This is a genomic window from Rhizobium sp. RHZ02 (genome assembly GCF_014851575.1).
Lineage (GTDB): Bacteria > Pseudomonadota > Alphaproteobacteria > Rhizobiales > Rhizobiaceae > Rhizobium > Rhizobium altiplani.
The window spans coordinates 1-16,602 of the sequence record NZ_JACUZX010000043.1; the positions used below are offsets into that span (position 1 = coordinate 1).

A 16,602-nucleotide genomic window follows, 5' to 3' on the forward strand; every position below is an offset into this window, starting at 1 on the left:
TTCGCCAAACACCTCAAGGCGCTCCGATGGCGAACGCCCTATCAAGCAATCTGCAACGCCTGGACAAGGGACCCGTCAATCTTCAAAATCAATCCGCACCATCTCATTCCGGGACCACACACCTAGCTCTTCTCGATATCGCGGTCGAGGTGCGTCGCAATCAGCATGGCCGCGAGATGGACAGTGTTCTTCGCTCCGTAGCGCTCCTTCATGCGCTCCAGGCGGTGCTCGACCGTGCGGTGTGAAATGCCGAGGTCAGCGGCGATCTCCTTGGCCGTCGCGCCTTCCGTCAGGAGCTGCATCACGGCTTCATCGGTCGCATCCATGCGTGCTCGCTGCTGCGGCGGGTTGAACATGAAGCGGCCGTTCGAGACCGCCAGAAGCCAGGCTGGATGTTGCGCCGTTGTCTTTTGCGGAAGGATCAGCCGTTCGTATCCGATGTTGACGCCAAGCACCCGTGTCTTGACCAGTTCCATCGACGGCTTCTGCGTGGCAATCACCTCGCGATAACGCGGGATGACGGCCGTCTCCATGTAGCCCCGATCCTTGAATTCGCCGATGCGCTGATCGGCAAAGAGCTTGTTGATGTTCAGGATACGCGAACTGACGGTAGAAGAGCGCACGACCTTCAGATGCCATTGCAACGGATCGTCGCCGTTGAGAACGACGAGCGTCATCCTCATCCGGATCGTCAGGAGCTCGAGGACGTCGCGATAGATGTCCTCTGGAGCGGCCGGCAGTTGCGGCGTGGTATGCAACCATGCGTCCAGCAGTTTCTGCGTGACAGTATGAAATGAAGTGTCCTTGTTCATCAATCCATGCGCGATATCTGGAATCGTTGCACTACGACAACCCAAAATGGGTACAGCTTTCAACAGCCGACCACGGCTGAATCGTCGTAAGGCATTAATATGAAAAATATATCGCTCGCTGCATCTATTTTGAAGCGAATTTCTCGGTGTGCGTTCTGCACGTTAAGCGGGTTCAGGCTGGAGGCGCCCGCGGCGTCCGGTTTCAATCATCCGAGTAGCGTTGTTCGCGCCAGGGGTCGCCGTACATGTGATAGCCGTTTTTTTCCCAGAAGCCTGATGCATCGGCCGGCAGCAGCTCGATACGGCGCAGCCACTTGGCGCTCTTCCAGAAATAGAGATGCGGAACGACGAGCCGCATGGGGCCGCCGTGATCGCGCGTCAGCGGCACACCTTCCCAGGAGGTTGCGAGGATGGCATCTTCTGCGGCGAAGTCGGAGAGCGGCAAGTTTGTCGTATAGCCATCATAGCTTGTCAGCATGACGTAGTGAGCTTCCGGATTCGGCATTGCCTGATCGAGCAGGTCGCGCGTCGAAACACCCTTCCACTTGTTGTCGTAGCGTGACCACGTCGTCACGCAATGAATGTCGGTGACCTTAGTGCTCTGCTCGAGCGCCTGGAAGGCGGTCCAGGTAAGATCAAGCGGGGTTTCGACCAGTCCACGGACTTCCAGGCTCCATGTGTCGGGCGCGATGATCGGGTGCTGGCCGAGATCAAGGATCGGCCAATCCTTGACGAGGTGCTGACCCGGCGGCAGGCGCTCGGTTTCCGGGCGACTGATGCGGCCGGTGAGGAATTTTCCTTCCTCGGCCCAGCGGCGCTTCGATCTGGTGAGCTTGCTGTCGGTCGGGGTTTGATCGTCGCTCATCGCTGGCCCTTTCGCGTTGCCGCAATAGGGCATCCAGGCTTCGAGACTGTCAAGCGTGCGTCACGACAGATTCTTGAGGTACAGCGAGAGGAGCTGTGTTTGCGACGATATGCCGAGCTTGCGGTAGACGTTGCGCCGATGAACCTTCACGGTCCCTGTCGAGATGTTGAGCTTCAGGCCGATCGACTCGGAGGAGTGCCCCTGAAGGACAAGATCGACGATCGCGGTCTCGCGGCTGGTGAGATTGAGATCACGCCACACCGCTTCGGCGGGCTGCAGGGCGCTTTCACTGGCGTTGCGTTTGCGGTTGCCGCGGGGTCTCGAATGCTGTTGCGCATCAAAGCGAGTTCCGAGCCCGGCCCAGTAGTGCCGAACCATGTTTGCGATCAATGGTTCGGCTTTCTTCAGCAAGGCAAATTCCGCAGGCGGGAAGGGCCCGGTCTTTTCCTTGCGCATAAGCGAAAGAACGATCGTGATATCGTCATCGGCCGTGACGAAGAAACCGATCTCCTCTGCAAGGCCTGTCTGGACGTAATAAGTCCGGTAGTACTCGCTGGAGAAGAACCGGTCTGGCGCCAGTTCCCGCATGCGAAACACGCCGGCGCGACGTTCATGGGCCGTGTGGTAGAACGGGTCGAGGAGGTAGGGGCCAGCCTGGTAGAGGGTCACGAAAATGATGTGCTCCTTCGGGTCGAAGGTGCTGTAGAGATCGATCGGCCGCTCCTTGCCGCGATAGGCGAAGACAACGACGTAGTCGAAGCTTACGAGCGCCGCCATCATCTCCCGGAAGGTCTCGCCGAATTCTGCATCGCCCATCGCCTGCCGGCCAATGGTGGCATTGAAGGCCCGAAATAGCGCCTCCAGGTCAGTGCTCATTCCCGGAACCTCCTGATCGCCCCGCGCGGAAATCCGCTCCCCGTGTATATACCTTCCATGAAGGCTTTGCGGCTAGAATACCCCTCTCGGGGTATATACCGTGAGGGAAGGGCGCGCTTAGTCTTTCCACAACGACGGTGGCAAAAGGCAGCGCTAGACTGCCCAATCCAGACCAACCGCAGGGAACAGACGTGGCATCTGCTTCGACGAACGATATCGAATTCCGTTCGGTCACCAAGAATTATGGCCCGGTGATCGCCGTAACGGACATCAACCTCAATGTGCCGAAGGGTGCATTCCTCGCGTTGCTCGGCCCGTCGGGCTGCGGCAAGACCACTTGCCTGCGCATGATCGGCGGTTTCGAGCAGCCAAGCCAAGGTACTGTGCTGATCGACGGGCGCGAGATGAACGGTGTGCCGGCCTATCGGCGCCCGGTGAACATGGTCTTTCAGCATTATGCGTTGTTTCCGCATTTCGACGTCCGGCAGAACGTTGCTTATGGTCTGAAGCAGGTGCGGCCCAAGTTTGCGGCGGCCGAAATCGACCGGCGTGTCACTGAGGCGCTTGAAATGGTTCGGCTCGGCGGCTTCGCCAAGCGCCGCATCCACGAAATGTCTGGTGGACAGCAGCAGCGCGTGGCGCTCGCTCGCGCGATCGTCAACCGTCCGTCGGTGCTGCTCCTGGACGAACCGCTGGCTGCGCTCGACAAGAAGCTACGCTCCGCCATGCAGATCGAATTGCAGACATTGCAACGCGAACTTGGCATCACCTTTGTTCTGGTCACCCATGATCAGGAAGAAGCGCTCTCTATGGCGGATATCGTCTGCGTGATGAGCGCGGGGCGGATTCGCCAGCTGGGCTCGCCGCAGGAGGTCTATGACCGCCCGGCCGATTTGTTCGTAGCCGATTTCGTTGGCAAGACCAACCGGGTGAAGGCGACGATGGAGGCGGATGGCGCGACGCTGCGTCTTGCGGACGGTTCCGCAATCGCCGCGGGGATCCGGGCGGGTGTTTCAACGGGCGAGGCAATCGTCGCGATCCGGCCGGAATCGATCCGCCTGACACGCATGCAGGCGCCCGATATCGCAAGCTTCAAAGGCACGGTGACCCACCGCATCTTCCTGGGGTCGTCGGCGGAATATGCCGTCACGGTGCCGGGGCTCGGTGACTTTCTGGTGACCGCCGACCGCCGCAGCATGAACGAAAGCGATCTGGTCGAGCCCGGCGAGGCCGTCTACCTCGGCTTTGATCCCGGCGCGGCCCATGTCTTCTCAGCATCAAGTGCAGCCTAAAATCAAAACAAGGGAACAGCATCATGAGCAAAGACTATAAGGATAACCTTCCCATTTCAGCCAACGGCTTCATGGACGAGTTCATGCGGCTCAAGCGTGGCTCTGTCAGCCGCCGCCACTTCCTCGGCATCACCGGCCTCGGTCTTGCGACCGCCGTGATGTCGCGCTTCCCAGGTGCCTTGTCGACGCCAGCCTATGCCGGCGAAGACCTCGGCACGCAGATGTCGATCGCGACCTGGCCGAACTACCATGATCCGGCGACATTCGAGAACTTCAAGGCGGCAACCGGCGTGGCCGTCGAAGTCAACGTGTTCGGTTCGAACGAGGAAATGCTGGCGAAGCTGCAGGCGGGCGCTTCCGGCTGGTCGCTTTTCGTGCCGACCAACTACACGATTTCCACCTACCACAAGCTCGGCCTGATTGACGAACTCGACCTCTCGAAGATTGTCAATTTCAGCCAGTCGACGGAGAGCCCGCGTTTTACCAAGGAAGGCCAGATCGACGGCAAGACCTACGCTCTACCGAAGAACTGGGGCACGACCGGATTCTCGGTCAACACCTCCAAGATCAAGGCGAAGCCCACGAGCTGGAAGGATTTCTTCGAGGTCGCGCAGACAGAAGCTGATGGCCGCGCCATGGTGCATGACTACCAGCTGACGACGATCGGCAGCGCGCTGGTGTCGCTGGGCTATGGTTTCAACTCGATCAAGCCGGAGGAGCTTGCGAAGGCCGAGGAGCTGCTGATCAAGGTGAAACCGCATCTCTTCGCCATCAACTCCGACTATCAGCCGGCCATGCGCGCCACGGACGCCTGGATGACGATGTGCTGGACGAACGACGGTGCGCAGCTTAATCGCGACATGCCTGAGCTTGCCTACATCCTCGGAACGGACGGTGGTGAAATCTGGACCGACTACTATGCGATCCCGAAGGACGCTCCGAACAAGGCGGCAGGCTATGCTCTTCTCAACTACCTGATGGATCCCGCGAACGCGGTGAAGGAGCATATCGCCAACGGCGCGCCGACCACCGATAGCCGCGTCATTTCGTTGCTGCCGAAGGAGATCACCTCAAACAAGATCGTCTATCCGGATGAAGCATCGCTGACGCCTCTGGAGTTCGGCGCCGCTATAACCCTGACGGATCCGGGTCGCGCCGAGTTGATGGCGCGGTTCAAGTCGGCGTGACCAGCCTGCCGTCATGCAATGCCTCTTCCCGGTTTCGGGAGGAGGCAAGCCTCCTCGTGGTCACCAACCAGCGAACCTCCAGAATGGCTCTGTCACCGGACACCAGAAAACGCCTGATCACCGCGGCCCTCGTTGCGCCGGCGAGCGCGTGGCTGTTCGTCTTTTTGGTCCTGCCGTTCATTGCCATCGTTGTGTTCTCCTTCGGCGAGCGGGCGCCGGAAGGCGGTTACCAAGCGGCATTTACGTTTGCCCAATTTGCCAATCTCGGATCCCGTGCGGCCGCCTTCAAGAACACGCTGGTGCTTGCGCCGATTGGGTCCTTCGTCTGCCTGTTGGTGGCCTATCCGGTCGCCTACTACCTGGCGGTGAAGGTAAGCCCGCAGTATCGGTTGTTGCTGGTGTCACTCGTCGTAGTGCCTTTCTGGACCAGTCTTCTCGTTCGCACCTATGCGTGGATGTATATCCTCGGCGCGCGGGGCATCCCGCATCTCCTGGAATTTGTCGGCATCGAGAATGTACGGCTTCTGAACACGCCGGGGGCTGTCCTTCTCGGCATCGTCTATGGCTACCTGCCGCTGATGATCATGCCGATCTACGTCAGCCTGGAAAAGCTGGACCGCCGGTTGCTGGAAGCTTCAGCGGACCTCGGAGCAAGACCGCTGTCGACTTTCTTCGGCATAACGCTGCCGCTGTCGTTGCCGGGCGTGATGACCGGCGTGGCGCTGGTCACCATCCTGTTGCTCGGTGAGTACCTGATCCCGCAGCTGCTGGGCGGCGGCAAGGTGTTCTTTATCGGGAACGCGCTGGTCGACCTCTTCCTGCAGTCGCGCAACTGGCCGTTCGGCTCCGCGATCGCCGTCACCCTCGTTGTCGTCGTCGTCATCGTGCTTCTCGTCGCCATGCGCATCGCCTGGCGCGTTGCGGGTACCCGCCAGGTGGATCTTGTCTGATGCGTGGGCTTGTTACGGCAGTCTATCTGTTTCTCTACACACCGATCGCGCTGGTGGTGTTGTTCTCGTTCAATGCGGGCCGCAACGCTTCCGATTTCACGGGCTTTTCCACGCAATGGTACGGTAAGGCGCTCTCGAACACCTTCCTCATGGAGGCTCTGCAAAACAGCCTCATCATAGCCCTGACCAGCGCTGCACTAGCGGCGATCTTCGGCACCATGGCCGCGCTCGGCATGGAGCGGCTTGGCGCCAAGACACGGGCCGTGTTCGATGGCCTGTTTGCCGCAGCTATCGTCGTTCCGGGGGTTGTGATCGGCATCGCGACGCTGGTTGCCCTGGTTGAAGTCTTCGGTTTCATCAATCCGGCATTGGCAGCGATTTGGCCCGGCAATCAACCGCCAAAGCTGACGCTCGGCTACGGTTCGATCATCGCCGCACACGGGCTTTTTACCATGGCCCTGGTGACGATGATCGTGAAGGCGCGCATCGCCAGCCTCGGGCGCGATATCGTCGAAGCGTCGAGTGATCTCTACGCGACGCCGCTGACGACCTTTCGCCAGATCGTGCTGCCGCAGATCCTGCCGTCGATCCTGGCCGGTTTCCTGCTCGCTTTCACCTTCTCCTTCGATGACTTCATCATCGCGTTCTTCGTCGCCGGGTCGAACACGACGCTGCCGATCTACGTCTTTGCCTCGATCCGTCGCGGCGTGACGCCCGAGATCAACGCAATCGCCACGATGGTGCTCATCGCATCGCTTGCCCTCATTCTCATCGCGCGTTTCCTTATGCGCGAAAGGACAACAACAACCTAATTGGGAAACACCATGATCCTCAAGAACCGTGTTGCAATCGTCACCGGTGCCGGGTCCGGCATCGGTCAGGCCGGCGCGCTCGTCATGGCGAAACAGGGCGCCCATGTCGTCGTCGCCGACATCGACTTCATGAATGCCGAGGAGACCGTCAGCCGGATCCGTAGGTGTGGCGGCAGCGCCGAAAGCATGGTGCTTGATGTCACCGACGACAAGGCGCTGGAAGCAGGCATTGCCGCGATTGCCGAACATCATGGCCGCATCGACATCCTTCACAACCATGCCGGTGCGCAGGTCGCCGGCGATCTGGAGCAGGTCGCGATCGACGGTTTTGACAAGTCCTGGAGCTTGAATGTCCGCGCACATTTCATGGCCGCGCGCTTCGTCATGCCTGTCATGAAGAAGACGGGCAAAGGCGTCATTCTCAACACCTCATCCTCATCGGGCGTGCTCTACGATCGCGAGATGATCGCCTATACGACGACAAAGCACGCCGTCATCGCCATGACGCGGCAGATGGCGGGCGACTATGCCAGGTTCGGCATCCGCGTGAATGCGCTTTGCCCCGGCTGGGTGGATACGCCCTTCAACGAACCCTTCATTGCCCAGATGGGCGGGCGTGAGGCGATCGAAGCCTATATCGCTGAGAAGGTGCCACTTGGACGCTGGGCCGACGTGTCGGAGATCGCCGAGCCGATCCTCTTCCTCGTGTCGGACCGCTCCTCTTACATGACTGGGCAGATCCTCGTGGTCGACGGCGGGGAGACCGTCGTTTGAGCCGGTTGAGAAGGTTGAATTCCTAGGGCAATTGTTAAATAACGGATGGACTGTGACGGGCGCTGTTCTGGCGCCCGCTTGTATTTACAGGACATCCAAGGCCCATGCCCATTCCCGCCCGGATCGAGACCGATCTGCCCTTCCTGACTGGACTGCGTCGCGACCTGCATGCCCATCCAGAGCTTGGCTTCGAGGAGGAGCGCACGAGCGACATCGTCGCGCAGTTGCTCGAAGACGCAGGCATCAAGGTGCATCGCGGCCTCGGCGGCACCGGCGTTGTCGGTACACTGCCGGTCGGCAATGGCACGCGGACAATCGGGTTGCGGGCGGATATGGATGCGCTTGCGATGCCGGAGATGGCGGATCGTCCGTATAAGTCAAAATTTAGTGGCAAGATGCATGCCTGCGGACATGACGGGCACACAACAATGCTGCTCGGCGCGGCACGATATCTGGCGGCAACGCGTGACTTCTCCGGAACCGTGCATTTCATCTTCCAGCCGGCCGAGGAGGGGAGGGGCGGCGCGCGCAGGATGGTCGAGGAGGGTCTGTTCGAACTGTTCCCCTGCGATGCCGTCTACGGGCTTCACAATATGCCGGGCCTTGCCGTCGATGAGATCGCTGTAGTCGAAGGCCCTCAATTGGCATCGTCAGACAGTTGGCGCGTGACCTTACGGGGCACCGGGACGCACGGCGCCAAGCCGCATCTCGGCAAGGATCCGATCACCGCTGCCGGCACCTTCCTGACCTCATTGCAGACGATTGTCGGGCGCGTCGTCGATCCGCTGCAGCCGGCCGTCATTAGCGCCTGCTCGCTGCAGGCCGGCGACCCCAAGGCGTTGAACGTCATACCCGATATCGTCGAGATCGGCGGCACCGCCCGGGCCTATTCGCCTGAAGTTCGCGATCAACTCGAGGAAGAGATCGGCCGGCTTGCGAATGGCACGGCGGCGATGTTCGGCATTGCGGTCGACTACCAGTTCGAACGACGTATTCCGCCCGTGGTCAACGACAGCGACGCGACCGCGCGTGCGCTCGGCGCCGCTAAGGCGGTCTTCGAGGGGAAGGTGCGCACGAGTTTCCCGCCCTCGACGGCAGGCGATGATTTCGCGTTCTTCGGCCAGAATGCGCCGGGATGTTACGTCTGGCTCGGGAACGGTCCTGCCGTCGATGGCGCCCTGCATCACAACACCGCTTATGACTTCAATGATCATGCGATTGGCTACGGCGCGGCCTTTTGGACAACGCTGGTCGAGCGCGAGCTGAAGGCCGCACTTTAATCGGTGGTTCGCGGACCTCGATGACTTAGCCGACCGCAGCTGGGGCACAAGCCCAGCTGCTGCTACTCCTCGTGCTCGGGGGTCTCGATCACTGGGCTTTCGAGCACTTGGCCTGTAAGGACGTCGGCGATCCCCCGATCGGTCTGATGCGGGCCGACGTTGCAGGCAAGCGTTGCGCCGAAGCAGGCCTTGAAGACGAGATAGGGCGGCTTCCAGTCGACGATCTTTTCCATCGCCTTTCGGATCGCCCGGAAGGACGCGGCCGTTTCTTCCAATGGCGCGTTGGTGACCAAGCCGGACACCGGCAAGGGTAGAAACGCTTCAATCTGGCCATCTCTGGCGACAGCCATGCCGCCGCCCGCTGATATCACCGCGTTGGCGGCGACCGCCATGTCGCGTGCATTGCCGCCGAAGACCGTGAGGTTGTGGCTGTCGTGGGACACCGTCGTGCAGAAGGCTCCGCGCCATTCTCCCCAACCTGTCAGGAAGCCGACGCGCGGCCGACCGTCGACCTTGCCGTGCCGATGCGCGACCGCGATCATGGTGCTCCCGACCGGCGGCACGATGAAGCCGCCGTCGACGCCGGTTTCCGCCTCGCCCCACTGTGTGAAACGGGGGCGGTCAATCGTGGCGACACGAACGCGCTTGCCGGTGGCGGGAACCCTGAAGTCATCTTCCGCCAGGGCGGTCAGCTTGATCGAATTTTGTAGCGCGACGGTATCGAACGAGCGCAACTGGGCGTTCATTTCGCCCGATGTCGAGACGATTGCGCCATTGGCGATGACGGCTTTCGTGGCGAAACCAACGAGGTCTTCGAAGAGCACGATATCGGCGCGTCTGCCGGCGGCAATCAAGCCAAGATCCGAACGCTTCAATCGCTGCGCTGCATTGAAGGTGGCAGCCCGCAGCGCCCATTCCGGTTTCATGCCATAGCGGACGAGCCGTCGGATGACATCGTCAAGACCTCCGCCGTCCTTCAGTTCGTCGGGGAAGACGTCGTCCGTGCAGAGCGTGACCGTCGATGGCAGATGGCCGATTCCGTTGAGCGCGGTTACGAACTCCTGCAGCAGATAGTCATGCGAGCCGCGAAGCTCGATGGTCAGTCCGGCGGCCAGCTTCTGCAGCAGGTCCGCGCTCGAGGTCAATTCGTGATCGGAGCTGACACCGGCAGCCATGAAGGCGTTCAGGTCAGCGCATTCAAGTCCGCGCGCATGGCCGCAAATGAGTTTTTCCGAAGCGAGGCCGGCATTCACAATATCAGTCATGCGGGGATCGCCGTCGATCACGCCGCGCATATTCATGACCTCGGCTACACCGCCGATGCCAGGCCACCGCAGCATTTCGGCGATGACCGATGCGTCGAAATCGGCGCCGGCGACTTCAAGCCCCGGAGCGGAAGGAACGCAGGAAGGCGCGAGAACAATGGTACGGAGGGGCAGGCACCGGGACGCTTCGATTGCCCAGCGCACGCCGTCCAGGCCATGCACGTTGCCAAATTCGTGCGGATCCCAGACGACAGTCGTCACGCCGCGCGGAACGACGGCTGCCGCATAGGCGGCGGGCGTCACCATCGAGCTTTCGATATGCATGTGCGTATCGATGAGGCCTGGCGAAACGATGCTGCCTGTTGCGTCGACGGTCTTGGCAGCGTCGGTGCGGCTGCCCGGTGCGTGGACGCTTGCGATGAGCGGTCCAACGACGCCGATGTCGGCGTCGCGGGTCAGGCCGGTGACGACATCGAGCAGGCGTCCGCCCGAGATCAGCAGGTCGAAAGGCGCACCACCGCGCGCGGCGGCGACGGCACGGGCGCGAAGTGCGGGATCGTTGAGATCCTTCGTTTCGGCGGCGCTCATCGGCCGGCCTCATCGATCAGTGCGCCGAGGATCAGGGCGCGGGCCTTTTCAGTGTCGATATCGACGGCGTATTTGGCGTTGAAAGTTGCATGCGTCGCCCGGGTCTCCACCACGGTGCGGCCACGCGAATGTTGACCCTGCAATTCGGCGTCGATGCGCGCCGGGCGGAAAGTAACGATGTCGGGTGCGACGAAGGCGACTGCGGCTGATGGGTCGTAGATCGCCATTCCCGGTCTGCCGCGGCTGGTTCCGATGCCGATGTAGCCGTCGAGCATATCGGCGATAAGGGGCGCGTTGGCGCCACCGGCGTCTCGCACCGGGCCGACGTCGTCAGGAGTCGCGATAACCTTGCGGCAAAGATCGAGATCGACCATGCGCAGCGGCAGATTATGGGCGAGAACGATGGCGAGGGCTTCCGGGTCGGCCAGCGCGTTGAACTCGGCCGATGCCGTGTGATTTCCTGCGGTGACGCCGCCACCCATCCAGGTGAGTTCGGTGATACGGGCTGCGAGGTCCGGGCATGCCAGTGCGAGGGCGGCGAGATTGGTCAACGGGCCGAGAGCCAGGATCCGGTGCGGGCCATTGGTCTCTAGCCAGCGGCAGAGCGCAGCGAATGCATCGCCTTCCGGCAAGGCCGGCGCGGCGGGCAGACCTTGGCCCGATGTCGGAATACCTGTTTCGCCGAGGATCGCCTGGGCGGTTTCGAGCGAGCCGAGAACTGGCATGGCACGGCCGGTGTGGATCGGGAAAGTCCAGCCGAAGGCCTTGGCAGCACCTGATGCGTTGACGCGCACCTGCGCCAGCGGCGTGTTGCCGAAGACAAGCGAGACGCCTGCGATGTCGAGCTTCGCGTGTGTCACCACGAGGATCGCGGCGATATCGTCAAAGCCCATGTCGGTGTCGATCCAGACGCCCATGATGTTACCTGTAGCGTGAGAGCGGCGCTGCTGCGGCAAGCGGCAGGTCGAATGGAAGTGTCGAGCCGATCGCATGCGTCGGCAGTTCGGCATCGACCTCGGCCTTGATGGGGCCAAGCGGCGTGTCGAGCAGATATTCGCGGGTGTTGCCGGCAAACGAGGTGCCGCGCACGGTGCCCTGGTAAGGACCTGAACCAAGGTTCACCATGCGCGGACGCCAGGCCAGGCCCTTTGCGGCCTGTGGCGCTGGACCGGAAAGCTCGACCGATGTGGTGGATGTCGCGAGCTTGCCGTTTTCCAGCGCAAAGACGTTTTCGAAGCCCACGAAATCGGCGACGAAGGCCGAGACGGGCTTATTGTAGATTTCCTCCGGTGTACCGACCTGCTCGATGCCGCCGTTCAGCATCACCACGATCCGGTCGGCGAGAGCGAGCGCCTCGATCTGATCGTGGGTGACGAAGATCATCGTGACGCCGGTTTCCTTCTGGACGCGCTGCAGCTCGGCGCGCATTTCGAGGCGCAGGCGGGCGTCGAGATTGGAAAGGGGCTCATCGAGCAAGAGAACTTTCGGCTCCATGACCATGGAACGGGCAAGGGCCACACGCTGCTGCTGGCCGCCGGAGAGTTCGGCGGGTTTGCGATCGGCAAACTTGGCAAGGCCGACTGATTTGATGCCGGCGCTGACCTTGCCATCGAGATCCTTGCCGCCGATGCCCTTCAGGCGCAAGCCGAAGGCGACGTTCTCGTAGACCGTCAGATGCGGGAAGAGGGCGTAGGACTGGAAGACGAGCCCGACATTGCGCTTGTTGGCGGAAACGCGGGTGATGTCCGACCCGTCGAGGGTGATGCGGCCGGAACTCGGGTTCAGCAGGCCGGCGATGGAGCGCATCGTCGTGGTCTTGCCGCAGCCGGAGGGGCCGAGGAGGGCGACGAGTTCACCTTTCCTGATCGTAAGATCCAGATCCTTCACCGCGACCGTATCGCCGTAGGCAAGCGTCAGCTTGTCGAGTTTGAGATAGGCGTCAGACATAACGAGAGAATCCCAGGAAGCGTTCGGCAAGGAAGACGATGCCGATGGAAAGGAAGGCAAGCAGCGAGGAGAGAGCCGCGATCGACGGATCGTACGTGGTCTCCATGTAGCCCAGCATGTCGATCGGCAGGGTGCGGACGCCCGGACCGGAGAGGAAGAGCGAGACCGGAACCTGATTGAAGCTCGTCACGAAGCCAAGGATGAAGGCCGCCAGGATGCCGCCGCGGATATTTGGCATGACGACGCGGAAGAAGGCGCCAACGCGTGAGGAACCGAGCAGGACGGCAGCTTCTTCCATATCCGAGCGCAGGTTGTTGAGGCTGGCTGACACGACGCGCACGGCGTAGGGCAGCACGAGCGCCGTGTGCGCCATGAACAGGGCCAGCGTGATGTTGAAGCCGAAGGGCACGACGAGATAGCGCAGCAGGGCCAGACCGACGATGATGCCGGGTACGATGATCGGCAGCGAGACGATGGTGCGCACCGTTTCGCCGAAGGGCAACTTGTAGCGCGACAGTGCGTAGGCGGCGGGAATGCCGAGCACGAGCGCTGTCAGCGTGCCGAAGACGGCAAGGAACATCGACATGGCGAAGCTCTCGCGGAAGCTGTCGATGGTGAAGACCTTGGCGACCCATTTCAGGGAAAGACCCTGCGGCGGGAAGGCGAGTGTGTCGCCAGCCGAGAGCGATGCGGCGATGATGATCAGGAACGGGCCGATCAGGAAGATCAGCAAAAGGCCGAGAACCAGCGGAGAGAGAATACGGGCGGTCATCGCTTGTTCCTCGCCGTGGCAAGGCGCTTGAGCAGGATGTTGGCGGCAAAGCTCATGACGATCAGCATGAAGGCGATGACGCTTGCCGAGACGAAGTTGTTGGCCACCGACACCTGCTGATAGAGCAGCGTTTCCAGCATCAGCACCTTCGAGCCGCCAAGCACGGCAGGCGTAATGTAGGCGGTAAGCGATCCAGTGAAGACGAGCGTGCCGCCGACGACGAGGCCTTCGCGGGTGACCGGCAGGATCACCTTCCAGAACACCTGGAACCAGTTGGCACCGAGCACGCGGGCGGCGGGAATGGCGTCCTTCGGCATGTTCTCGAGGGCGCTGATCAGCGACAGAATCATCAGCGGCAGGAAGAGCTGCAGCAGACCGATGAAGACCGCGGTTTCGGTGAAGAGCAGGCGCAGCGGGCCGTCGCTGAGGCCGAGGCCCTGGATGGCCTGATTGACGATGCCGGTGCGGCCGAGGATGACGATCCAGGCATAGGTGCGGGCAACCGGCGAGATCATCAGCGGCAAGGTGACGAGGCCGATCACCCGGCCCTTGCCCTTCGGCGGCAGGTTGACGATTGCGAAGGCGGCGGCATAGCCGATGACAGCCGAAACCGCTGTCACCTCAAGCCCTAAGCGGAAGGTCCGCAAAAAGACAGTACGGTTCAGCGACTCGGAAAAGAAGCCGGTATAGGCGCTGAGCGTCCAGCTGCCGTCGATGCGGAAGCCTTCGGAGAGGAGGACGACAACGGGCAGCAGGAAGACCAGCGCGGCAAAGACTGCTGCGGGCAGGGCAAGCGCCAGGGCTTCTGCGCGGTTCTGAAACATGAAGCGACTTTCGACGGATGGAAGGGCTGGCTCCCGCAAGCCTGGGAGCCAGCTTGGAAATTACTGACCGACCTTCTCGTTCCATTCCTTCAGCCAGGCGGCGCGGTTGTCGAGCGCGGCTGCTGACGGGATGAGCTTCAGGCTCTTGGCGGTTTCTTCGCCGTAGGTCAGGTTGTTGGCGGCTTCTTCGGAGAGCTTGACCTCCTTGTTCGCCGGGCTGTCGACGAGCTTTTCAGCAAGCTTCGTCTGGATTTCGGTGGAGAGCCAGAAGTCCATGAACTGCAGGGCGAGATCACGGTTCTGCGAGCCCTTGGTGACGACCATCACGTTCATGCCGCCAGTCTGGCCTTCCTTGGGCGTTGCCCATGCGACGGGAACGTCGAGCTTGGTGAAGCCTGCCCAGGAAAAACGGCCGATCGGGGCGGCCCAGATTTCCTCCTGCTGCATCAGCTGCACGAGCTGCGAGGACTTCTCATAGAAAGTGACGATCTCGTCCTTCTTCTCGCCGAGCGCCTCGATCGGCGCCTTCAGGTCCGGGTGGTCGCTGCCGAGCGCCTGGCCGAGCATGAAGAGCGCCGGAGGGCCCTGGTTGGTGGTGACGTTCGGGAAGGCGACATGGCCAACATATTCAGGCTTCAGCAAGTCTGCCCAGGACTCGATCTTCATCTTGTCGGAGCGGTAGGCGATCGACGTGGCATAGAAGGTATAGCCGACGCTCATCCCGTCGCCATTCGGATCCTTGGCGAGGTCATAGAGCTTCCCGAAATTGGAGAGCTTCGAAGTATCAATCTTGTCGATCAGGTCCTTGCGCGAGGCTGAAAGGGCATCGGCCATGGAGACGACAGCCATGTCGATGACGGGGCTCGCCTTGTTGGCCTCCATCTTGGCAAGTCGCTCGACGCTGTTGCCGGTCTCGACCACGAGCTTGCAGCCGCACTTCGCCTCGAAGGGGTCGTAGACGATGGTCTTGAAGTCATCCTGAGCGAAGGCATAGACGGAAATCGTCAGCGTCTTCTCCTCTGCCTTTGCGGCGAGGGGCGACAGCGCCAATAGCGCGGCCGAAGCGATGAGGGCATTCTTCATGTCAGCTGTTCTCCGTCTGTCAGGATATTCGTGTTGGGTCCGCCGGCCCGGAGGACTGGCGAACGATCAGTTGCATTGGAACTCGGTCGGCCTCGGACGTGACAAGTACGCCCTCGCGGCTGCCTCGCGTCTGTATGGTCTGCAGTAGCGATGAAATCGCGATCTCCGCGATCGTGTGCATGTCCATCGCCACCGTCGTCAGGGATGGCGTGATGACCGGCGACCAGATGAGATCGTCGAAACCGGTAACGCTCGCCATGCTGGGCACATCGATGCCGTCACGCTGCAACTCTGTGAGGGCTCGCAGCGCCTGCAGGTCTGACAGTGCGGCGAATGCCGTGTAGCCCTCACGCACTTTCTCAGCGAGGCCGAGGCTGCAGCCGCCGCCGTTTTGCCGTTCCAGCGTCTCGATCCAGAGGGTTGCCGAACTCATCCCGGGACGGAGACCTGAACGGATTCCTCCCACGCGATCGTTCTGGACGTTTGAGACGGGATTGTTGCCGATGATAAGGACACGCCGATGCCCAAGCTCGGCTAGATGATTGGCGATCGCCCAGCCGCCTTGCATGTGATCGGCGGCAACGGTGTTGCCCGGCGTGGACGCTGTATCAATGACCGCGACGGGACAGGCCGCGGCGGAAATTCGAGTGGCCCGGCGCGGTATTATCACCATGCCCTCGACGCCACGCTCGATCAGTCGGTTGATTGCCTCGGTCTGCGTTGCAACGTCGCCTCGGGAGTCGGCGATCAGCACGCCGTAGCCCGCCGCGCTGGCCGCGAATTCGATGGCCTGCGCAAGCTTGGGGAAAAGCGGGTTGGCGATATCAGGTAGAACCAGGCCAAGGACGCCGCTGCGGCCGGTACGCAATGCACGCCCTGCCTGGCTAGGGACATAGCCGAGTTCGGCCGCATGTTCCTTGATTTTCTCAGCCAGTTGTTCGGAAACACGACCCTTGCCCGAGAGCGCATTGGAGACTGTCGCGACGGAGACGCCAAGCGACGTTGCAATCCTGCTCAGATTCGGTCCAGGTCGCGTGGGAGGCATGGTTTTCTGTAGATTAATCGTTTAATCATTCGTACATCACGCCATTGGCCTTGTCGATTCCAAAATTGCCGCCGCGGTCAGTATTGATGCGGTGACAGTAATAAAAAAGCAACGGTGTTAGGCGTCAATCACCGTTGCTCGATAGTCTCTCATTTTGGCATTGAGGATTATGATCATCCTTCGCATGACCGCGACGAGAGCGACCTTTCCGGGCTTTCCTTTCGCTTTCA

Annotated in this window: 16 protein-coding genes and 2 pseudogenes; 7 read left to right on the forward strand and 11 right to left on the reverse strand. The window is 61.3% G+C overall.

All coding sequences use genetic code 11. The annotated features are described in order from the left end of the window. Positions 1-126, forward strand: a pseudogene (locus IB244_RS30480) (IS481 family transposase); the annotation flags it as partial. On the opposite strand, the gene IB244_RS30485 reads toward IB244_RS30480, so the two are convergent. The 3 genes from IB244_RS30485 to IB244_RS30495 form a co-directional block, all read right to left on the reverse strand. After that, positions 123-812, reverse strand: a complete 690-nt coding sequence (locus IB244_RS30485; RefSeq protein ID WP_018859239.1) for a response regulator transcription factor — start codon at positions 810-812, stop codon at positions 123-125. The pseudogene IB244_RS30480 and the gene IB244_RS30485 overlap by 4 nt on opposite strands. A gap of 202 nt (positions 813-1,014) precedes the next feature. After that, the gene (locus IB244_RS30490; protein ID WP_026372056.1) at positions 1,015-1,677 is read right to left on the reverse strand and encodes a sulfite oxidase-like oxidoreductase; all 663 of its coding nucleotides are present in this window, start codon (positions 1,675-1,677) and stop codon (positions 1,015-1,017) included. 60 nt (positions 1,678-1,737) lie between these two features. After that, positions 1,738-2,553, reverse strand: a complete 816-nt coding sequence (locus tag IB244_RS30495; protein WP_018859240.1) for a helix-turn-helix domain-containing protein — start codon at positions 2,551-2,553, stop codon at positions 1,738-1,740. A gap of 191 nt (positions 2,554-2,744) precedes the next feature. On the opposite strand from IB244_RS30495, the gene IB244_RS30500 reads away from it, so the two are divergent. The 6 genes from IB244_RS30500 (at position 2,745) to IB244_RS30525 (ending at position 8,848) form a co-directional block, all read left to right on the forward strand. Further along, positions 2,745-3,845: an ABC transporter ATP-binding protein gene (locus IB244_RS30500; RefSeq protein ID WP_018859241.1), complete on the forward strand. Its 1,101-nt coding sequence runs from the start codon at positions 2,745-2,747 to the stop codon at positions 3,843-3,845. A gap of 23 nt (positions 3,846-3,868) precedes the next feature. Continuing rightward, complete coding sequence (locus IB244_RS30505) at positions 3,869-5,032, forward strand: spermidine/putrescine ABC transporter substrate-binding protein (protein WP_018859242.1); 1,164 nt, start codon at positions 3,869-3,871, stop codon at positions 5,030-5,032. A gap of 83 nt (positions 5,033-5,115) precedes the next feature. Next, positions 5,116-5,982, forward strand: coding sequence for an ABC transporter permease (locus IB244_RS30510; RefSeq protein WP_018859243.1), 867 nt, complete (start codon positions 5,116-5,118; stop codon positions 5,980-5,982). Continuing rightward, a complete protein-coding gene (locus IB244_RS30515) occupies positions 5,982-6,794 on the forward strand; it encodes an ABC transporter permease (protein ID WP_018859244.1) in 813 nt (270 codons plus the stop codon). Before IB244_RS30510 ends, IB244_RS30515 begins: the two co-directional genes overlap by 1 nt. A gap of 12 nt (positions 6,795-6,806) precedes the next feature. After that, positions 6,807-7,568, forward strand: a complete 762-nt coding sequence (locus IB244_RS30520) for an SDR family NAD(P)-dependent oxidoreductase (RefSeq protein ID WP_018117122.1) — start codon at positions 6,807-6,809, stop codon at positions 7,566-7,568. Between the two features lie 104 nt (positions 7,569-7,672). Next, complete coding sequence (locus IB244_RS30525; protein ID WP_113471972.1) at positions 7,673-8,848, forward strand: M20 aminoacylase family protein; 1,176 nt, start codon at positions 7,673-7,675, stop codon at positions 8,846-8,848. Between the two features lie 62 nt (positions 8,849-8,910). On the opposite strand, the gene IB244_RS30530 is transcribed toward IB244_RS30525, so the two are convergent. The 8 genes and pseudogenes from IB244_RS30530 to IB244_RS30565 form a co-directional block, all read right to left on the reverse strand. Then, the gene (locus IB244_RS30530; protein WP_192306727.1) at positions 8,911-10,701 is read right to left on the reverse strand and encodes an adenine deaminase; all 1,791 of its coding nucleotides are present in this window, start codon (positions 10,699-10,701) and stop codon (positions 8,911-8,913) included. Next, entirely contained in the window at positions 10,698-11,618 is a 921-nt protein-coding gene (locus IB244_RS30535) for a nucleoside hydrolase (protein ID WP_018859247.1), read from the reverse strand. Before IB244_RS30535 ends, IB244_RS30530 begins: the two co-directional genes overlap by 4 nt. Before the next feature lie 4 nt (positions 11,619-11,622). Next, entirely contained in the window at positions 11,623-12,648 is a 1,026-nt protein-coding gene (locus tag IB244_RS30540; protein WP_018859248.1) for an ABC transporter ATP-binding protein, read from the reverse strand. Continuing rightward, positions 12,641-13,420 (reverse strand): ABC transporter permease, encoded by a 780-nt coding sequence (locus IB244_RS30545; RefSeq protein WP_018859249.1) that lies wholly within the window; start codon positions 13,418-13,420, stop codon positions 12,641-12,643. Before IB244_RS30545 ends, IB244_RS30540 begins: the two co-directional genes overlap by 8 nt. Further along, on the reverse strand, positions 13,417-14,244 hold the full coding sequence (locus IB244_RS30550) for an ABC transporter permease (protein WP_018859250.1): 828 nt from the start codon (positions 14,242-14,244) through the stop codon (positions 13,417-13,419). The genes IB244_RS30545 and IB244_RS30550 overlap by 4 nt, the downstream gene beginning before the upstream one ends. A gap of 60 nt (positions 14,245-14,304) precedes the next feature. Next, a complete protein-coding gene (locus IB244_RS30555) occupies positions 14,305-15,327 on the reverse strand; it encodes an ABC transporter substrate-binding protein (RefSeq protein ID WP_018859251.1) in 1,023 nt (340 codons plus the stop codon). A 19-nt stretch (positions 15,328-15,346) separates the two neighbouring features. Beyond that, complete coding sequence (locus IB244_RS30560) at positions 15,347-16,372, reverse strand: LacI family DNA-binding transcriptional regulator (protein ID WP_018859252.1); 1,026 nt, start codon at positions 16,370-16,372, stop codon at positions 15,347-15,349. A gap of 117 nt (positions 16,373-16,489) precedes the next feature. Then, positions 16,490-16,602 (reverse strand): annotated as a pseudogene (locus tag IB244_RS30565) (IS110 family transposase); the annotation flags it as partial.

Bases quoted from the DNA above. Each gene is read 5' to 3' on its own strand.
- IB244_RS30485 (WP_018859239.1), bottom strand. From the start codon at position 812: ATGAACAAGGACACTTCATTTCATACTGTCACGCAGAAACTGCTGGAC.
- IB244_RS30490 (WP_026372056.1), bottom strand. From the start codon at position 1,677: ATGAGCGACGATCAAACCCCGACCGACAGCAAGCTCACCAGATCGAAG.
- IB244_RS30495 (WP_018859240.1), bottom strand. From the start codon at position 2,553: ATGAGCACTGACCTGGAGGCGCTATTTCGGGCCTTCAATGCCACCATT.
- IB244_RS30505 (WP_018859242.1), top strand. From the start codon at position 3,869: ATGAGCAAAGACTATAAGGATAACCTTCCCATTTCAGCCAACGGCTTC.
- IB244_RS30510 (WP_018859243.1), top strand. From the start codon at position 5,116: ATGGCTCTGTCACCGGACACCAGAAAACGCCTGATCACCGCGGCCCTC.
- IB244_RS30515 (WP_018859244.1), top strand. From the start codon at position 5,982: ATGCGTGGGCTTGTTACGGCAGTCTATCTGTTTCTCTACACACCGATC.
- IB244_RS30520 (WP_018117122.1), top strand. From the start codon at position 6,807: ATGATCCTCAAGAACCGTGTTGCAATCGTCACCGGTGCCGGGTCCGGC.
- IB244_RS30525 (WP_113471972.1), top strand. From the start codon at position 7,673: ATGCCCATTCCCGCCCGGATCGAGACCGATCTGCCCTTCCTGACTGGA.
- IB244_RS30530 (WP_192306727.1), bottom strand. From the start codon at position 10,701: ATGAGCGCCGCCGAAACGAAGGATCTCAACGATCCCGCACTTCGCGCC.
- IB244_RS30535 (WP_018859247.1), bottom strand. From the start codon at position 11,618: ATGGGCGTCTGGATCGACACCGACATGGGCTTTGACGATATCGCCGCG.
- IB244_RS30540 (WP_018859248.1), bottom strand. From the start codon at position 12,648: ATGTCTGACGCCTATCTCAAACTCGACAAGCTGACGCTTGCCTACGGC.
- IB244_RS30545 (WP_018859249.1), bottom strand. From the start codon at position 13,420: ATGACCGCCCGTATTCTCTCTCCGCTGGTTCTCGGCCTTTTGCTGATC.
- IB244_RS30550 (WP_018859250.1), bottom strand. From the start codon at position 14,244: ATGTTTCAGAACCGCGCAGAAGCCCTGGCGCTTGCCCTGCCCGCAGCA.
- IB244_RS30555 (WP_018859251.1), bottom strand. From the start codon at position 15,327: ATGAAGAATGCCCTCATCGCTTCGGCCGCGCTATTGGCGCTGTCGCCC.
- IB244_RS30560 (WP_018859252.1), bottom strand. From the start codon at position 16,372: ATGCCTCCCACGCGACCTGGACCGAATCTGAGCAGGATTGCAACGTCG.